This is a genomic window from Psychrobacillus sp. FSL W7-1457 (assembly GCF_038593405.1).
GTDB lineage: Bacteria > Bacillota > Bacilli > Bacillales_A > Planococcaceae > Psychrobacillus.
This window is the reverse complement of the sequence record NZ_CP151993.1, coordinates 1,100,266-1,117,364: the sequence shown is the minus strand read 5'-3', so window position 1 is coordinate 1,117,364 and position 17,099 is coordinate 1,100,266. Positions and strand designations below refer to the sequence as shown.

The window sequence follows — 17,099 nt, the reverse complement described above, 5'->3', positions numbered from 1 at the left end:
AGCGCCAGACGGCGACTCCTACGGGATGAGGGAGACAGATAAGACCTCACAACCACGCGCGTAAGCGATGGGTGATGGCTTATCGCTCACCCCGTGGAAAGCGTCCGGCTGGCGCGAAAATCAATTCTACTTTCTGATTTAAATATTTCTTTGCATCATAAATCACCCCCGAACTTTAACATAGCCATATTTTTTTATTAGTTTTGATTATTTCAAGCAAATCTTCTATAATTTAAATTATTAGAGGTGAATTATGAAAAAGAAGCTTATCTATTTTTTTAGTGCTCAAATTATAATAGTTTTAGTGATGCTATTAACGTCTATACGTATCGATTTGGAAGCATATATTAATGTTTCCTTCTATATAGGAGGGCTTGTTACATTTGTAGGGTTAGTTACATATGTTGTATCAGGAGGATTTTTTGACTTATATGTATCAAGCTCTAGAAAATTTTTCACGCGGAAGCATTTGAGAGAAGAAATAGAGAATATGCGACTTCCTTCCGAAGTTTTTTCTTTCTCCCCTAAACCACTATTTGCTTTAGGGTTATCGATTTTAGCTTGTACATGTATAGCGTTACTTTTTTATTATGGATAAATTTGTCCCTTGATTTTTGAGTTTCTTCTATATATAATAATCAAAACTAAATAAAGAGCTTTGATGAAGAAAGTACATTTATAGAGTATGTTTAGAGAGTCTGCGGATGCTGCAAGCAGATCATACGATAAATGGAATGGGCTTCTGAGCAGTATAAGTGAAAGGTCAAGTAGCTTATACCGTTTCCTTCGCGTTATGAAGAAGAGTGGCTATTTATTTTAGCAAGCTGGGTGGTACCACGGATATTACATCATTCGTCCCTTTTTTAGGGATGCATGATGTTTTTTTATATTCTAAGGAGGAAAATTTTATGAAAACACTTTTTTCGGGCGTCCAGCCTACCGGTACAATTACTTTGGGAAATTATATCGGCGCATTTAGACAGTTTATAGACCTACAAAATGATAACGATTGTATTTTTTGCATCGTAGATCAGCATGCTATTACTGTAGCTCAAGACCCCCAAGAACTTCAAAATCATATTCGTTCGTTGGCAGCCTTATATCTAGCGGTAGGAATAGATCCAGAGAAGTCGATTTTGTTTGTCCAATCAGAGGTTCCAGCCCATGCAAAAGCAGGATGGATGATGCAATGTATTTCTCACATTGGAGAACTGGAAAGAATGACGCAGTTCAAAGATAAATCAGATGGGAAAGATGCTGTGACTGCTGGATTATTGACTTACCCACCACTTATGGCCGCTGATATACTTCTCTACCAAACAAACATCGTACCTGTTGGCGATGATCAAAAACAACATATAGAGCTAACTCGTGACTTGGCAGAACGTTTCAATAAAAGATACGGTAATGTATTAACTATGCCTGAAATCCAGCTTCCTAAGCACGGCGCACGTATCAAATCCCTGCAGGATCCAACGAAAAAAATGAGTAAGTCAGACCCTAATCAAAAAGCAACTATTCGTATTTTAGATACGCCAAAGCAAATAGAAAAGAAAATCAAAAGCTCTGTTACTGATTCAGAAGGAATCGTAGCATTTGATACTGAAAACAAACCAGGTGTCTCTAATCTATTAACAATAGAATCTGCTTTGACGGGTACACCTATTCCAGAATTAGTAGCTAAATATGAAGGAAAAGGTTATGGAGATTTTAAAGCATCTGTTGCAGAAGCTATTATTAATCATCTAGCACCTATTCAACAGAGATACGAGGAATTATTAAACTCATCAGAACTAGATTCCATTCTAGATCGCGGTGCAGAAAAAGCTAACCAATTAGCAAATGAAACACTAGTTAAGATGGAAGCCGCAATGGGTCTCGGTAGAAGACACTAATCGTTAATCCTAAAATAGATAGACAAAATACAATAAAGTCTTTTGAGTTTAGCATATACATCAACACAGATTTCCATGAATATCCTAAAGATAAGAAATTTAAATATAGTACTAAATGGGAGCAGCTGATAATTGCTATTCCGTAGCTTATTAGAAAAATTAGTAGTCTCATTAGTATCACGTCCTTCATAAAACATATGAAAAACCGTCCCTAAACTTTCGTCTAGGAACGGTTTTTTTGAAGATTATTTTAATGGCTCTTCTGATACTAGTTGAAGTTCATGTAATCCAAAGTCAGTTCCATAAGTTACATCATAGTTTTTCACTGCTTTGTTTACTACATAAATTGCGCTACGGAATTGAGTAGGAATTACTGGAACTTGCTCTGACATGTATACTTGGAAATCACGGAATGCTTGCGCACGTTTTGCAGAGTCAAATGCATCCGGTGAATCGATAGCTGCTAATAATTCATCTAATTCAGGTGAAGTAAAGCGGCTATAGTTAAATGCTGAGTCTTTTCCATATAAGCCTAGTGGTGATGGGTTTGTACCTGTTCCCCAAGCTCCCATGTAAATATCAATTTCAGGATCATCTGCTTCTACTTTATCATAGAAAGAGTTCATTTCGATTAAACGGCCAGTTGTTAAAACCACTTTTAGACCAACGTCTCTCCAGTTTTGAATCCAATATGCAGCCATTTCTTCAGCTGTAACGTCTCCTGACATACCTGCATAATTAATCTCTAATTTTTCGCCTTCTGGAGTTTCACGGAATCCGTCTCCATCGATATCTTTATAACCAGCTTCATCTAATAATTGCTCTGCTTTTGCTGGATCATACTTAATGCCTTCTAAAGTGTCATCATAGAAAGAAGCAAATGCTGGTGGTATTAAACCAGTAGCACGAGTACGTAAATTATCGTAGTATGCCTCATTTACAGACTCTACGTCTAAAGCATAACCCATTGCCATACGTAAGTTTAAGTTAGCCATCTTGGCATTTGGATCCATCGTACTTAATTTAGCTTTAGTATCAAACTTTCCTAATTTAAATCCAAGGTAAGAATAAGATAGCTCTGGTTGTACAAGTATTGAAGCATTTTTAAATTCTTTTACTTCCGCATATTTCGTTGCTGGTAATGATCCAGCTGTCATGTGGTATTCACCAGTTTCTAAAGCTTTTGAGATAGAGCTAGAAGGTACTACTTTTAAAAGTACTCCATCCAACTTAGGCTCACCTTTAAAGTAATGCTCATTTTTTACGAATTGAACAGATTCACCAGGAATAATTTTTTCAAATTTAAATGCACCTAAAGATAATGGGTTTTTACGAACTGGGTCAGATTCTAACAATTGTCCTACTGGAATATCTTTTAAAATATGACTTGGTTCAGCAGAACCCCATAGACCATCTCCACCTGAATAAATTGCTGGAGATAATTTTTTAAAGGAAATTTCTAATGTAGTTTCGTCAACCTTTTTTAATCCAGAAATTGTATCAGCAGTTCCTGCATTATACTCTTCTGCACCAATGATATTTTTAAAATCTCCGTCATAACGAATACCTTGATAGTCTGGGTGTCCAATGATTAAATATGGAAGCATAACATCTTCAATTTTCAAAGGCTCGCCATCTGACCATTTTACACCTTCACGGATTTTAATTGTTGCTTTGTTTGTATTAGGGTCTGCTTCAAGTGTAGCAATACCTCTGTCATCAATTAAAAAGTCACCATCTACAGAGAAAATGGAATTACTAGCGTAATCTAAAATATCTGCATCTACACCATTTTGATATAATACTAGAGAGAAGATCCCTTCAAAAGGAGTATCTGTTCCTAATGCAACCTTTAAAATTCCGCCATCAATTGCATCTCCCTCATGCTCAACCTTTTGAGAAAATTCTGAAGTACCTTCTTCTGCAGCAGGTTCTTCCTCTTTATCTTCTTCTTTATCCTTATCTTCCTCAGTCTTTGCCGGTTCTGTTGTTCCTTCAGTATTTGAGCCTGAAGATTCTTCGTCGTTGTTACATGCGCCTAACACAAGCATAAATGCTATTAGTACAGCTAATAATGTCCAAAGCTTCTTATTCATCCTTTTTCCTCCTTTTTATATATCTTTATATATCAAACAGAAATCGTTTAATACCATATTCATTATCCTTGCCTTTGTCTTGCGTCTGCCGAGCGACGTAGCGCTTGCCCTACATAATTGATGGAAAGCATTAATAACAAAATTAGCAAGGAAGCTGGTAGCCATACCCACCATTTGTCCTCTAAAATTAACGGATTATTCGCATAACTCACAAGAGTTCCCAAGCTAGGTACACTTTGCGGTAAGCCAAAGCCTAAATAAGATAATCCTGTTTCTAAACCTACATTTCCTGCAAAACTTAACGTCAGTTCAACGATTAGAATAGAGCTAAGATTAGGCATAACACCTGTAAAGATAATTCTGCCATTGCCAGTTCCTAATGTTTTAGAGGCATTTATATAATCTCTTCTACTCTCAGTTAATGACTTACTTCTAACCAGTCGGGCCGTTGACACCCATAAAAAAGTACTCATAATAAGAACGAACTCAAATATAGAGTATTTCGGAATAATTGTTACAAACACAATGATGATCATTAAAGTTGGAATAGTGATGAAAAAGTCAATAATTCTCATAAATATATTGTCTATTAAACCACCAAAGTAGCCTGTAATCATACCAATGGCCACACCTACAATACCTGTTATAATTGTCACCGATAATGCTATAGTAATGGAGTTTCTAGCTCCGATGATTAACTGTCCTAAAATGGAACGTCCACCCTGATCAGCTCCCAGAATAAACTTTTCGCCAGGTTCTGAAAATTTGTCTCTTAAACTTACATTCATTAATTCTTCTTGATTGATCATTGCTGCTGAGATATAGATAGCTATTATTCCAATGACTAAACAAAATAGCGAGAACATTGCTAACTTATCTTTTTTAAACTCTCTTACTAGCACTTGAAAACCTGTAGGCGGAGAGCTTTGTGTGTTTTTTTCTAGAATTTCTGTATTAAGTATTTGTTCACTCATCATACTCTCTCCTTAACCTTATATTTTGGGTCAATCTATTCTAATACGTGGATCTACAATGCTCATGATGATATCAGACAATAGACTACCTAATAAAGTTAAGAAGCCAAAAAGCAATACTAAAGCGGTAATAACGCTATAATCCCTGGAGGATATAGATTGTATAAACAATTGCCCCATGCCTTGATATCCAAAAATGGTTTCTATAAATATGGAGCCACCTAGTAACCCAGTAATTGTAAACCCTAGAAAAGCTGCAATTGGCAATAATGAGTTTCGGAAAATGTGTCTACTGTATACTTTTTTAATAGGAATTCCCTTACTTCTTGCTGTACGGACATAATCCATCGACTTTGCATCTATAATTTCAGATCTTAGGTACTGAATTACTGCGGTCGTTCCAAGGATTGCATAGGTCATTGCAGGCAATAGCATATGATAAATTCGGTTCCATACATACCCAAGGGTACCTTCCTCGTACTTTATGTCCACCGTACCGGCTGTCGGAAACCATCCAAGATGATAACCGAAAAAGAATAATGCTAGCAAGCCAAGTACGAATGTTGGGATCGCATAGGTCACAAAAGAGTATAGTACGATTGTTTTATCTAGGAATGTATCTTGAAAGCGCCCCGCCAATACTCCTAACGGAATAGCTATTAAGTATAGAAGAACAACGCTGAGCAAGGATAGCCACAGTGTGTTCATCGCCCGAAATCCTATTAAATCCGCAACAGGCATGCTATACGTATAACTCTTACCAAAATCCCCTTGAATTGCATTCGTTATCCAATTGTAGTATTGTACATACCAAGGATCGTAAAATCCTGCTAACACTCTCATTTCTTCTAATCGATTAGGATCGGATTCTGGTGTTATTAGGCCTGTGAATGGGTCTCCAGGCATTTGCTTAGCTAATATAAATATTAGTAGGCTTAAGACAAAAAGCTGTGGAATCATGGCTAAAACTCTTCTCAATATTGTTTTCCACATATTAGATGACCTCCTTGCTTCTAGTGGCCATTGCTACTTGATGAGTAGTTGAGATTGGTACTAAATCTAATACTTTCCCATCCTTATCAAAGTATTTCTGATGATCAGTTACATAATTTTTTTCTACTTCAATTCTTTCTCTTTTTCTTGCTTCTCTACCTTTTGGATTTACGTCAGGTATAGCCGATAGCAATCTCCTTGTATAGATATGTTGAGGATTTGTATAAATATCTTCCCTACTTCCAGTTTCTACAAATTTACCTTTGTACATAATAGAAATTTCATCACACATATGTTTAACTACACCCAAATCGTGGGATATAAATAAGTAACTTAATCCAAATTCTCTTTGTATATCTTTCATAAAATTCAACACTTGTGCTTGAACCGATAAATCTAGTGCTGATACTGGTTCATCTGCTATGATCAATTTAGGATTTGTTGCAATAGCACGAGCAATGCCAATCCTTTGTTTCTGACCGCCTGAAAACTCATGAGGATACTTTACCTTGACATCCTCGCTCATTCCCACTATTTCTAACAGTTCATTAATTTTTCTTTTTTCTTCGGTAGGAGACAGTTTCAAAAAATTTCTAATAGGTTCTGCTATGATATCTTGAACTCGTTTTCTAGGATTTAAACTTGAGTGAGCGTCTTGAAATATCATTTGAATATCTCGATTATAGGAAGAAGATGGACTACGACGGCTATTTGTAACATCCTGTCCTTCGTATATGATTTGTCCAGATGTTATTTTTTCAAGTCCAATAATAGATTTACCAGTAGTAGACTTTCCACAGCCAGATTCTCCTACCAATCCATACGTTTTCCCTTTTTCAATTTCTAACGAGATTCCATCTACTGCATGCACACGATCAACCACTGTATTAAAAAATCCACCCCTGATAGGATAATGAACATGTAAGTCCTTAATTTGCATAAAACTCATTGGTTACTTCCCCTTTCTCACCCTCAAAATGAAAATGCTGCCAACATGTGCATCTGACAAGGTGTCCTGGAGAAACTTCATGCAATACTGGATTTTTTTCATGTGTCTCTTCACTGATCCAAGGGATTCTGGCAGAAAATCTACATCCTTCTCGAGGTAATTTGGCTAAAGAAGGTACAATTCCTTGAATAACTTCAAGCCTATCATTCTCACTATTCATCTGTGGTATAGAGTTAAATAATGAACGAGTATAAGGGTGTAACGGATTAGAAAATAGTTCCTCTACAGGAGCCTCTTCAATAATTTGTCCTGCGTACATTACTGCAACCCGGTCTGCTACTTCAGCTACTACGCCTAAGTCATGTGTTATTAATATAATTCCCGAACCTGTTTCTTTTTGTAAGTCAATAAGTAAGTCCAATATTTGAGCTTGAATGGTTACGTCCAATGCAGTAGTTGGTTCATCTGCAATGATTACTTTAGGCTTACAAGAGATTGCAATCGCAATGATAACCCGCTGTCTCATCCCTCCAGACAATTGATGTGGGAATTGTTTTGCAGTTCGCTCTGGATTTGGGATACCTACTTGTTTTAATAACTCTAATACTCTTTTTTTTCTTTCAGACTTACTCAGCTTTGTATGAAAGGCAAGGCTTTCTTCAATTTGGTCTTGAATCTTCATCAACGGGTTTAATGCAGATAAGGGATCTTGGAAAATCATCCCTATTTCTTCTCCTCGAACAGCATTAAAGTTTTCATCATTCAATTTAGCAAGATTGATACCATTGTATATAATTTCGCCTTCCACTCTTGTTTTGTTGTGGTCATGTAACCCAATAATGGACGTTGCTAAAGTAGATTTCCCACAACCTGATTCTCCTACGATTGCCAGAATTTCATTTCTCTTTAGCGAAATGGATACCCCATCCACGGCATCATAATATGTATCTTTTATTCTGAATCCGGTATGTAAATTGTTTATGGTTAATAGCTGTTCTGAGTTGTTCAAACTAATTCTCCTCTCACGCAACTTTATGTTCGGTCTGATTTTTTCCAAATAATTAAAGATTAAAACTTTTCTGTTATTTGATTCCTTTTGTAAAGTCTATTACAGGATGATTACAAGCGCAATACAAATTTTTTATATATTTTGTTTATTTAATATATTCTGAACCATACAAAATTATTATAAACATTGGAATATCAAGGTTTTAATTAGTCTAAATAATGGAAAATTGTTATGAAAATAAATTAAATATACACTTATTTCTTAATACTTTTTAATATATATTTGTTCTAAAAGAACTATAATATACAAAAAAATCCACGTTCACAAGAACGTGGATTTTTTGTTGTTTATTTGATTTTTTTAAATAATATACTTGCATTATGACCACCAAAACCTAATGAATTACTCATAGCATAGTCAATTTCTTCTTTTCTTGCCTCATTTGGAACATAGTCTAAATCGCATAACGGATCAGGCGTTTCCAGATTTGTGGTAGGCGGTAAGATGCCTTCATGGAGAGCTAATACACTGAATATTGCCTCTACCCCTCCTGCCGCACCGAGCAAGTGACCAGTCATAGATTTAGTGGAACTCATAGCCAGATTGTACGCATGCTCACCAAATACGGATTTTACAGCCATTGTTTCAAACTGATCATTATAAGGCGTACTAGTACCGTGCGCATTAATATAATCGATTTTCTCCGGAGACACTCCTGCATCGTCTAATGCTTGCTTCATCGCTCTAGCTGCCCCTTCTCCTTCTGGAGCTGGTGCAGTAATATGGTGGGCATCTCCTGTAGAACCATAACCTATTATTTCTGCATAGATTTTAGCACCACGAGCAACAGCGTGCTCATATTCTTCTAATATAAGAATTCCAGCTCCTTCACCAATAACAAATCCGTCTCGATTAGCATCAAAAGGTTTCGATGCGGTATTAGGATCTGTATTTAAAGAAAGTGCCGTATTGGAGCAAAAACCAGCTACAGACATATGCGTAATCGGAGACTCTGCTCCGCCGGTAATCATCACATCTGCATCTCCTCGTTCGATTACTTTAAAAGCATCCCCTATAGAGTTAGTGCCGGATGCACAAGCCGTTACCGTACATGAATTAATCGCCTTTGCCCCAAAATGAATTGACACCTGACCTGCAGCCATATCAGGAATCATCATTGGCACGAAGAATGGACTTACGCGTCTCGTTCCTTTTTCTAAAAATACTCGGAACTGATTCTCGTATGTCTCCATTCCACCAATACCTGAACCAATCCAAACGCCCGTTCGTAGACCTAGCTCTTCTGTGATTGTTAAATTGGCGTCCTCTACTGCCATAATTGCAGAAGCTAAAGCATAATGAGTAAAACGGTCCATTTTTCGTGCATCTTTCTTTTCAATATACTTCTCTATGTCAAAATCTTTTACCTCTGCGGCCACTTTCGCTGGAAACAAAGATGCGTCAAGTCTTGTTAACATTCCAACACCTGATTTACCTTCCTTAATACCAGCCCAAGTAGTTTCTACATCATTACCTAGTGGTGTTACGGCACCTAATCCTGTTACTACAACCCTACGTTTCGTCATGTATGTCCGTCCCTTCGACAAATTAAATTATTTTCCCCATTTTAGCGCTATTGCTCCCCAAGTCAAACCTCCACCAAAACCTACCATTACAATAATATCATCATCTTTCACTTTTCCATTTTTTACTTCTTCTTTTAATGCTAGTGGAATAGATGAAGATGATGTATTGCCGTATTTATGAATGGTTTTTGCCATTTTTTCAGCAGGCAACTCTAATCGTTCTCTAGATGCCTCCATAATACGAATATTTGCTTGATGAGGGATTAACAAATCAATATCTGTTTTTTGCAATCCTGCTTTTTCGATAACATTAATAGCAGATTCACCCATTTGGCGAACCGCAAATTTAAATACCTCTCTACCATTCATCGTAATGTAAGGTCCGTCCTGCAATAAATACTTTCCTCCACTACCATTGGCTCCGAGCTCAAAGGACAATATGCCTCTGCCTTCTGAGACTTCTCCAATAACTACAGCCCCTGCTCCATCCCCAAAGAGGACAGCAGTATTTCGATCTTCCCAGTCTGTAATTTTAGACAGCTTTTCCACACCAATTACTAACACATGAGAATACGTTTTAGATTCTACAAATTGCTTTGCAGTAACGACACCATACATAAACCCTGCGCATGCTGCGGATATATCCATTGCAGCTGCATTAGTAGCCCCTAATTGCTCCTGAAGCATCGTGGAGACACTAGGAAAAGGGCGATCCGGGGTTACTGTTGCTACCAAAATTAGTCCTATTTGTTCCGGAGAAATTCCTGCATCCTCTATTGCTTCCTTAGCTGCCTTTACAGCCATATGTGAACTTTCTTCTCCAGGAGCAGCTATTCGACGCTCCTCTATACCAGTCATTGTTTTTATCCATTCATCCGATGTATCTATTCTTTTTTCAAGGTCTTCATTGGTTAAAATCTTCTCAGGTGCATAAGTTCCTAAACCTATAATTCCTGCATTCATGAAATTCCTCTTTTCTTGTAATCTATTATTAGTACCTGGTATTAATAATAGCGAATATATGAACATTTTTCAACATAGTTGTTGGATGTTAAGAATAATTCTTTTGTATAGGACAACCCTATGTTATGATAGCTATAGATAAATTAATTTTTTTGAGGTGAAATTATATGCAATATGTTATGACAGTAATTTGGACACTTATCTTGGTTACGATGTTAAATTACGTAGTAGGATCAGTTAATGGCGTAGAAGAATTTAACTTTTTCCATGGTTTATATATGGCTATCCCAGCAGCTATTATAATTATACTAATTACTAAAGTAATTCCGGATGAGCCTGTAGAAGCTAAACATCATTAATAAAAAAAACTCCCTTCAAAAGGGAGTTTTTTTATTTGATAGCTGTATAGCGATACTATTTCACCATTAGCTGGCCATCCTCCAGGCTCGCTACAATTGTGCTACCAGGCAGGACATTCCCTCCAATTAGCATTTTTGCAACTGCTGTTTCGAGATATCGTTGAATAAATCTTCTGAGCGGTCTAGCACCATAAGCTGCATCTGTTCCCTCTTCCACGATCCACGTATAGACATTTTCCTCTACCTCTAATGTAACTTCCTGCTCCAACAAACGATTCTGTAGTTGTTTTACATACTTTTTCGCAATCAATTCAAAGTGATGAGTCGTTAAGGAGTGGAACATTATAATGTCGTCCATACGGTTTAATAACTCTGGCTTGAAGTGTGCGCGAAGAGCAGTCATTACCAGTTCCTCGTCCGTTTCTGAAACTTCCCCTGTGGTATTGGATAAATATTGGGAGCCTATATTGGAAGTCAAAATGACAACCGTATTTGTAAAATTGACGATTCTTCCCTGGCTATCTGTAATCCTTCCATCATCCATCAGCTGTAACAAAATATTAGCAACATCTGGATGAGCCTTTTCTATTTCATCTAATAGCACTACAGAATATGGATTTCTTCGCACAGCCTCTGTAAGTTGACCACCTTCCTCATAGCCTATATATCCTGGAGGTGCACCGACTAATCGAGATACGCTATGCTTTTCCATATATTCGGACATGTCTATACGAATGAAATGTTCTTCTGAGTCAAACAGGTTTGCGGCTAAAGATTTAGCTAGTTCTGTTTTACCTACACCAGTTGGCCCCAAGAAGAGAAACGAGCCAATTGGTTTATTTGGATCTTTTATGCCTGCTCGTGCGCGCCAAACAGCCTCTGTCACTAATTGTACTGCCTGATCTTGACCAACTACACGCTCTCCTAATGTTTCTTTGAGACGGAGAAGTTTTTCTCTTTCTCCTTCTACCAGCTTAGTTACAGGTATACCCGTCCACCTTGAAATAATATGGGCTATTTCATCAGCAGTTACCTCTTCACGAAGTAAACGTGAATCATAATCATTGTTTATCTCATCTTCGTATGATTGAAGTTCCTTTTCTAAAGGTGGTATTTTACCATGACGTAGCTCTGCTGCTTTATTTAAATCGTATTTATTTTCTGCTTCCTCTAACTCTCTACGATAGCGGTCTAACAGCTCTCTCTTTTTTTGAACTACTTGAATGGACTCTTTCTCTGATTCCCATTTTTTACGCATATCTGCTGAGGACTTGTCTAACTCCTCTAATTCCTGACGCAATTGTTCTAATCTCTTTTTGCTAGCTGAATCCTTTTCTTTCATCAGCGCTTGCTCCTCAATTTGGAGCTGCATCATTCTTCTTGTTACTTCATCCAGCTCTTGAGGCATTGAATCTATTTCCGTACGAATCATGGCACATGCTTCATCTATTAAGTCTATTGCCTTGTCAGGAAGAAAACGTTCTGTAATATAGCGGTTGGAAAGCTGAGATGCTGCTACAATTGCTCGATCGTGTATACGTACACCATGATGTAATTCAAAGCGTTCCTTTAAACCGCGAAGGATGGATACTGTATCCTCTACGGAGGGTTCTCTTACTAATACTTGCTGAAAACGGCGCTCTAAAGCTGGGTCCTTTTCAATATACATACGATATTCATCAAGAGTAGTCGCTCCAATACAGTGCAGTTCTCCTCGTGCGAGCATTGGCTTTAACATATTCCCCGCATCCATGGCACCATCTGATTTCCCAGCACCAACTATTGTGTGGATTTCATCAATAAATAAAATGATTTTTCCTTCGCTCTCTTTGATTTGCTTAAGTACTGCTTGAAGCCTTTCTTCGAATTCCCCACGATACTTTGCTCCTGCGATTAGCGAGCTCATATCTAATTCGAATATCTCTTTATCCTTCAAGCCCTCTGGTACATCTTTTTTTACAATTCTTTGTGCCAATCCTTCTACAATAGCGGTCTTACCAACCCCTGGCTCTCCGATCAGAACAGGATTATTTTTAGTCTTTCTTGATAAAATACGAATGACATTTCGAATTTCCTGATCTCTACCGATAACCGGGTCCATTTTGCCGTCTTTTACTGCATTTACTAAATTACGTCCGTACGTTTCTAAAGGACTTTTTTGATCTTGTTGGTTCATTTGCATAATTAACAGCTCCATTTCACAAAACTTTGACCTTTATTGACTATTATAAATATAAATCCTTGTAGCATAATTTGTAAAGTATTAAGCTTTATGTAACGGAATATATGCTATATTTATAGGTACATATAAAGGTGGTGTTGAGGTGGATCATACTTTAGTATCCCCAGATATTAGGTTATTATTTAAACAATACGGTTCTATTATAAAATTAGAGAAGGATCGTTCGGTTTATGTAGAAGGCGAACTAGCACAAGACGTATATTTTATCGTAAGCGGTTCTATTGCGATTAATAAAGATACAGAGGGTGGCAAATTACTCACTTTAAGAATAGTAGGTCCCGAAAACTGTATAGGTGAATCTGGTGTTTTCGCAGATAATACTCATCATAGCTTTTCTGCTCTTACGTTGGAGACTACACAGCTATTAGTGCTACCAAAAAATAAATTAGAAAATTTTCTTGTTAATTCTACTCAGTTAATGGTGGAATGGACAAAATATATACAGCTTATTTACTTAAAAAACCAGACAAGGTTTCGTGATTTGATGCTTTATGGTAAAAAAGGCGCTCTATATTCTACTTTAATACGCTTGTGTAACACGTATGGTGAACCATTGTCTGATGGTAAGATTAAAATTAATTTCTCACTTACTAATCAGGAGATAGCTAACCTTTGCTCGATGAGTAGGGAAGTAGTTAATCGAATGTTAAATGATATGAAAAGCGAGGGTCTAATTTCGTTTCATAAAGGTATTATTACGATAAACGATTTAGAGTTATTAAGAAGAGAAAACCAGTGCGAAAGCTGTCCTCTTTGCGTTTGTCGGATAGATTAATTAGAGTAAGTGAACGATTGTCGTTCGTTTACTCACTTGTTTATAATGTTGATTTCCATTTGCGGACGCTTTTCGTGGGCACGACTCCAGGATTTTCCCTCGCTGCATTCAGTCTCAAATCCTAAGCAGCTCAGGAAAACGACTCTTATAATTCACAAAAAAACGCGTATAATCAAACAAGGCACTTCCTGTTCGACTTGAACAGAAGATGCCTTGTTTTTGTTTTAAATGTCTTCTCTTATGAATAGAGAAGTTATTATAATTATCGAATACCTAATGCAATTTTTGCATATCGAGACATATTATCTTTTGACCATGGCGGGTTCCAGACAATATTAACCTCAGTGTCTTTAACCTCAGGTAGCTCAGCTAGTGCTGTTTTAACCTGATCTACTATCATTGGACCCATCGGGCATCCTATAGAAGTTAATGTCATCGTAACTGTTGCTTGTCCCTCATCAGTTAGATCCACATCGTATACTAAACCTAAATTAACAATATCTACGCCAAGCTCTGGGTCAATAACATTTTCCAGGGCAGCCATCATACTATCTTTCATATCTTGATCCATACTAATACCTCCTTACATCTTTCATTCATCATAACAAAGATATATCAATTATGCCAAACGGTTAGCTAACCATTCCGTTGCACGAAGCATACCTTTTCTTGAAACTGCATGACCAACGCTTTTCTCTTTCATAAACTCAATCTGAGAATCACTATATTTTTCAATCAATTCTTCAACAAATTTGGCAGTAGGTGCGAAAGGCACTACTTCATCCTTCATGCCATGCCAGAAAAATAATGGCTTATTTTCTAGTTTCTCTAATTGCTTAGAAGCATCAAATATAGAAAGTGTATCAAACATTTTTTTCTTTTCTTCTTCATTCATTGGAATCTTAAATCCTCTTTGCTCAACTAAAGTCATTTGATCTTTAGCAAGGTTTACATATCCCGGGGTTCCCATCATAATAGCAGCTGCATCGATCCAGGGGTAGGCCGTTAAACAGCCCAGTGTAGTAATACCGCCCATAGAGGTTCCAGCCAAACCTATTTTTTGTCCGTTGTCATATCCGCGTGTGTTTAATTCTTTTTTTAGTTTACCTAGCTCTTCGATTGATGTTAAAACAATTTCCCAAAAACGAAGGCTGATCTGTATTTGGTCAAGATGTATATCACGTTCTCCATGTAAATGGGCATCAGGCATAATTACTCTGCAACCCTTTTGGACTAACTGATACGCATAGTGAAGGTTATGCTCTTTTGCACTCTCAAAACCATGAAGGAAAAAGACTACGGGAGCATTATTTGTAAAGTTTTCTTCTGATATATGTAGCACAGGGATGTCTCCCCAATTTTCTAAATTAGTAATCATTGAATATACACCCCTTATTCGTTATATTACTATTTTAGCAAAGTAAAAGTTTTTTTACAAAATCGCGAACTAATACATTTTGACGGAACATCTGGAACAAGATAAACTTTAATAAGATGAGGGGGAATATGCACATGGAACGACACTTAATCGTATTAGACTTAGATGGAACTTTATTAACCGACCAAAAGGTTATTTCTGATAACACTAAAAGAATTTTATTAAAGGCTAAGGATGAAGGGCATGAAGTAATGATTGCAACGGGTAGACCCTATCGCGCAAGTGAAATGTATTATCATGAACTTGGGCTAACTACACCTATTGTCAACTTCAATGGGGCATTCGTACATCATCCAAGAAATCGTTCATGGCAAATGATACATAAACCAATTAGCTTGAAAGTTGTAAAAGAAGTAGTTGAGGCCGTCCAAAGCTATTCGATAAAAAATATGCTCGCAGAAGTCCTAGATGACGTATACTTACATTATCATGATGAACAAATGATCTCCGCTTTAGTACAAGGAAATCCCAATATAACTACTGGTGACCTTCGTCAATTTTTACAAGCGGATCCTACTAGTCTTCTCATACATGCTGAAGAAAATTCAATAGACGATGTTCGCAAGCATCTGAAAGAAGTACATGCAGAAGTTATTGACCACCGCCGTTGGGGAGCACCTTGGGATGTTATTGAAATTGTTAGACACGGTCTAAATAAGGCAGTAGGTCTAGACCATGTATCCAAATATTTAAATATCCCTAAAGATAGAATTATTGCATTTGGAGACGAGGACAATGATTTAGAAATGATTGAATATGCTGGCGTTGGTGTCGCAATGGGTAATGCTATTTCCCCTTTGCAAAATATCGCAAATGAAATTACTGCAACAAATAATGAAGATGGTATTGCAGAATTCTTAAAAGAAAGATTAAAATTGAATTAATATAATTCACAAATTTTAGGAGGACAAAAATGAGAATATTTGCCGACAGTGCAAGTGACTTACCAAAATTATTTTTTGAAACAAATCAAGTCGAGTTAGCACCACTTCGTGTTCATATTGACGATAAAGAATATGAAGACATAAACGATATTAATTCAACAGAGGTATACGCCGAGATAAGAAACGGTAAGCAACCTAAAACTTCTCAAACTTCTCCTGAACATTTCCTACGTATTTTTGAGGACCTTGCTAAATCGGGAGAACCGGGTATTTACATCGCTTTCTCTTCTGAGCTTTCAGGAACTTATAGCACAGCTGTCATGATGAAGGAACAATTAATAGAGACATATCCCGAGATGAAGCTAACGATCATTGATTCAAAATGTGCTTCCCTTGGATATGGACTGCTTGTAAAAGAAGCGGTAAAGCTAAGAGATGAAGGACTAAGCCATACAGAAATAGAAGAGAAAATTAGATATAATGCTAAGCATATGGAGCATCTTTTCACTGTAGATGACTTAGATTATATGGCCCGCGGTGGACGAGTATCAAAAGCAAGTGCATTTATCGGTGGCCTATTAAACATCAAGCCTGTACTACATGTAGAAGAGGGCAAACTTGTACCGATTGAAAAAATTCGCGGCACTAAAAAAGTAATGAAGCGTATAGTAGAATTAGTCGAGGAACGCGGAGGAAATCTAGAAGGACAAGTAATTGCTATTAGTCATGCAGACGTATTAGATCGAGCACAAGAACTAAAAGAAATGATATTAGAAAAAATGCAGCCTACAGATGTAGAAATTCATATGATTGGTTCCACAATTGGTGCCCACACTGGACCTGGAGCAATCTCTGTCTTCTTTTTGAACAAAGAAGCATAAAACTTTTAATAGATTAAAAGACAAATCTTCCAGCAGATTTGTCTTTTTTATTGGA

Annotated in this window: 16 protein-coding genes and 1 other annotated feature; of the genes, 6 read left to right on the top strand and 10 right to left on the bottom strand. The window is 37.0% G+C overall.

Annotated features, from left to right (window positions below):
• Window positions 1-253: 253 nt before the first annotated feature.
• A complete protein-coding gene (locus tag NSQ95_RS05170) occupies window positions 254-598 on the top strand; it encodes a DUF3899 domain-containing protein (RefSeq protein ID WP_340884592.1) in 345 nt (114 codons plus the stop codon).
• A 51-nt stretch (window positions 599-649) separates the two neighbouring features.
• Window positions 650-863 (top strand) — a binding site (T-box leader).
• Window positions 864-908: 45 nt separating this feature from the next.
• The gene (gene trpS, locus NSQ95_RS05165) at window positions 909-1,895 is read left to right on the top strand and encodes a tryptophan--tRNA ligase (protein WP_340884594.1); all 987 of its coding nucleotides are present in this window, start codon (window positions 909-911) and stop codon (window positions 1,893-1,895) included.
• A gap of 245 nt (window positions 1,896-2,140) precedes the next feature.
• Here trpS and NSQ95_RS05160 read toward each other — a convergent pair whose 3' ends face one another.
• From NSQ95_RS05160 to NSQ95_RS05130, 7 genes are all read right to left on the bottom strand, one after another.
• Window positions 2,141-3,991, bottom strand: a complete 1,851-nt coding sequence (locus NSQ95_RS05160; RefSeq protein WP_340884596.1) for an oligopeptide ABC transporter substrate-binding protein — start codon at window positions 3,989-3,991, stop codon at window positions 2,141-2,143.
• A gap of 62 nt (window positions 3,992-4,053) precedes the next feature.
• A complete protein-coding gene (locus tag NSQ95_RS05155; RefSeq protein WP_251556044.1) occupies window positions 4,054-4,965 on the bottom strand; it encodes an ABC transporter permease in 912 nt (303 codons plus the stop codon).
• A 30-nt stretch (window positions 4,966-4,995) separates the two neighbouring features.
• Complete coding sequence (opp4B, locus tag NSQ95_RS05150) at window positions 4,996-5,958, bottom strand: oligopeptide ABC transporter permease (protein ID WP_169361208.1); 963 nt, start codon at window positions 5,956-5,958, stop codon at window positions 4,996-4,998.
• 1 nt (window position 5,959) lies between these two features.
• Window positions 5,960-6,907 (bottom strand): ATP-binding cassette domain-containing protein, encoded by a 948-nt coding sequence (locus NSQ95_RS05145; protein ID WP_169361209.1) that lies wholly within the window; start codon window positions 6,905-6,907, stop codon window positions 5,960-5,962.
• The gene (locus NSQ95_RS05140) at window positions 6,888-7,916 is read right to left on the bottom strand and encodes an ABC transporter ATP-binding protein (RefSeq protein WP_169361210.1); all 1,029 of its coding nucleotides are present in this window, start codon (window positions 7,914-7,916) and stop codon (window positions 6,888-6,890) included. The genes NSQ95_RS05145 and NSQ95_RS05140 overlap by 20 nt, the downstream gene beginning before the upstream one ends.
• A gap of 347 nt (window positions 7,917-8,263) precedes the next feature.
• On the bottom strand, window positions 8,264-9,502 hold the full coding sequence (gene fabF / locus NSQ95_RS05135; RefSeq protein WP_298468610.1) for a beta-ketoacyl-ACP synthase II: 1,239 nt from the start codon (window positions 9,500-9,502) through the stop codon (window positions 8,264-8,266).
• A 27-nt stretch (window positions 9,503-9,529) separates the two neighbouring features.
• Window positions 9,530-10,465: a beta-ketoacyl-ACP synthase III gene (locus tag NSQ95_RS05130; protein WP_340884605.1), complete on the bottom strand. Its 936-nt coding sequence runs from the start codon at window positions 10,463-10,465 to the stop codon at window positions 9,530-9,532.
• Between the two features lie 167 nt (window positions 10,466-10,632).
• Here NSQ95_RS05130 and NSQ95_RS05125 point away from each other — a divergent pair, with 167 nt between their 5' ends.
• Window positions 10,633-10,824, top strand: coding sequence for a DUF2929 family protein (locus tag NSQ95_RS05125; protein ID WP_169361213.1), 192 nt, complete (start codon window positions 10,633-10,635; stop codon window positions 10,822-10,824).
• Between the two features lie 55 nt (window positions 10,825-10,879).
• On the opposite strand, the gene NSQ95_RS05120 is transcribed toward NSQ95_RS05125, so the two are convergent.
• Window positions 10,880-13,006 (bottom strand): AAA family ATPase, encoded by a 2,127-nt coding sequence (locus NSQ95_RS05120; protein WP_340884610.1) that lies wholly within the window; start codon window positions 13,004-13,006, stop codon window positions 10,880-10,882.
• Between the two features lie 142 nt (window positions 13,007-13,148).
• Here NSQ95_RS05120 and NSQ95_RS05115 point away from each other — a divergent pair, with 142 nt between their 5' ends.
• Window positions 13,149-13,841, top strand: a complete 693-nt coding sequence (locus NSQ95_RS05115) for a Crp/Fnr family transcriptional regulator (protein WP_340884613.1) — start codon at window positions 13,149-13,151, stop codon at window positions 13,839-13,841.
• Window positions 13,842-14,103: 262 nt separating this feature from the next.
• On the opposite strand, the gene NSQ95_RS05110 is transcribed toward NSQ95_RS05115, so the two are convergent.
• Both NSQ95_RS05110 and NSQ95_RS05105 read right to left on the bottom strand, forming a co-directional pair.
• Window positions 14,104-14,412, bottom strand: coding sequence for a metal-sulfur cluster assembly factor (locus NSQ95_RS05110; protein ID WP_169361026.1), 309 nt, complete (start codon window positions 14,410-14,412; stop codon window positions 14,104-14,106).
• A gap of 48 nt (window positions 14,413-14,460) precedes the next feature.
• The gene (locus tag NSQ95_RS05105; protein WP_340884617.1) at window positions 14,461-15,219 is read right to left on the bottom strand and encodes a prolyl oligopeptidase family serine peptidase; all 759 of its coding nucleotides are present in this window, start codon (window positions 15,217-15,219) and stop codon (window positions 14,461-14,463) included.
• Window positions 15,220-15,353: 134 nt separating this feature from the next.
• Between NSQ95_RS05105 and NSQ95_RS05100 the strand changes: the two genes are divergently transcribed.
• Both NSQ95_RS05100 and NSQ95_RS05095 read left to right on the top strand, forming a co-directional pair.
• The gene (locus NSQ95_RS05100) at window positions 15,354-16,163 is read left to right on the top strand and encodes a Cof-type HAD-IIB family hydrolase (protein WP_340884619.1); all 810 of its coding nucleotides are present in this window, start codon (window positions 15,354-15,356) and stop codon (window positions 16,161-16,163) included.
• Window positions 16,164-16,192: 29 nt separating this feature from the next.
• Window positions 16,193-17,044, top strand: coding sequence for a DegV family protein (locus tag NSQ95_RS05095; RefSeq protein ID WP_340884621.1), 852 nt, complete (start codon window positions 16,193-16,195; stop codon window positions 17,042-17,044).
• Window positions 17,045-17,099 lie beyond the last annotated feature (55 nt).

Bases quoted from the DNA above. Each gene is read 5' to 3' on its own strand.
- NSQ95_RS05100 (WP_340884619.1), top strand. From the start codon at position 15,354: ATGGAACGACACTTAATCGTATTAGACTTAGATGGAACTTTATTAACC.
- opp4B (WP_169361208.1), bottom strand. From the start codon at position 5,958: ATGTGGAAAACAATATTGAGAAGAGTTTTAGCCATGATTCCACAGCTT.
- trpS (WP_340884594.1), top strand. From the start codon at position 909: ATGAAAACACTTTTTTCGGGCGTCCAGCCTACCGGTACAATTACTTTG.
- NSQ95_RS05125 (WP_169361213.1), top strand. From the start codon at position 10,633: ATGCAATATGTTATGACAGTAATTTGGACACTTATCTTGGTTACGATG.
- NSQ95_RS05145 (WP_169361209.1), bottom strand. From the start codon at position 6,907: ATGAGTTTTATGCAAATTAAGGACTTACATGTTCATTATCCTATCAGG.
- NSQ95_RS05095 (WP_340884621.1), top strand. From the start codon at position 16,193: ATGAGAATATTTGCCGACAGTGCAAGTGACTTACCAAAATTATTTTTT.
- NSQ95_RS05110 (WP_169361026.1), bottom strand. From the start codon at position 14,412: ATGGATCAAGATATGAAAGATAGTATGATGGCTGCCCTGGAAAATGTT.
- NSQ95_RS05120 (WP_340884610.1), bottom strand. From the start codon at position 13,006: ATGCAAATGAACCAACAAGATCAAAAAAGTCCTTTAGAAACGTACGGA.
- fabF (WP_298468610.1), bottom strand. From the start codon at position 9,502: ATGACGAAACGTAGGGTTGTAGTAACAGGATTAGGTGCCGTAACACCA.
- NSQ95_RS05155 (WP_251556044.1), bottom strand. From the start codon at position 4,965: ATGAGTGAACAAATACTTAATACAGAAATTCTAGAAAAAAACACACAA.
- NSQ95_RS05105 (WP_340884617.1), bottom strand. From the start codon at position 15,219: ATGATTACTAATTTAGAAAATTGGGGAGACATCCCTGTGCTACATATA.
- NSQ95_RS05170 (WP_340884592.1), top strand. From the start codon at position 254: ATGAAAAAGAAGCTTATCTATTTTTTTAGTGCTCAAATTATAATAGTT.
- NSQ95_RS05160 (WP_340884596.1), bottom strand. From the start codon at position 3,991: ATGAATAAGAAGCTTTGGACATTATTAGCTGTACTAATAGCATTTATG.
- NSQ95_RS05130 (WP_340884605.1), bottom strand. From the start codon at position 10,465: ATGAATGCAGGAATTATAGGTTTAGGAACTTATGCACCTGAGAAGATT.